This is a genomic window from Chromohalobacter sp. HP20-39 (assembly GCF_033052815.1).
Classification (GTDB): domain Bacteria; phylum Pseudomonadota; class Gammaproteobacteria; order Pseudomonadales; family Halomonadaceae; genus Chromohalobacter.
Map to the genome: position 1 here is coordinate 1 of NZ_JAWHTP010000387.1, position 324 is coordinate 324.

Consider the following 324-nt stretch of genomic DNA (forward strand, 5'->3'; position numbering starts at 1 on the left):
TGGCGCAACTATCTGATACCGGTTGGTGCACCACTGGATCGCCCCGATGCGCTGTCGCAAACAGCCATGCCGGTCGACTACCTGATCAGCCGGCTCAAAGACAGCGGCGCACATCTGTCACTGGTGATGCTCGACGCCTGCCGCAACGATCCTGAAGAAGGCGGCTTCAGTGGCGCCTACCGTGGCGCTGGCGCACCGGCCGGCTTCGTTGCACAAAAGCCCGCCAACGGCATGCTGGTGGCCTACGCCACGCAACCCGGCGAGCGTGCACTGGACGGACGCGGTGCCAACGGCCCGTTTGCACAAGCCCTGTCGAACTGGCTC

Annotated in this window: 1 protein-coding gene; it reads left to right on the forward strand. The window is 64.8% G+C overall.

Translation table 11 applies throughout. The features are described from left to right. A partial coding sequence (locus RVY79_RS18495) for a caspase family protein (protein WP_317466004.1) occupies window positions 1–324 on the forward strand: 324 nt, incomplete at both ends.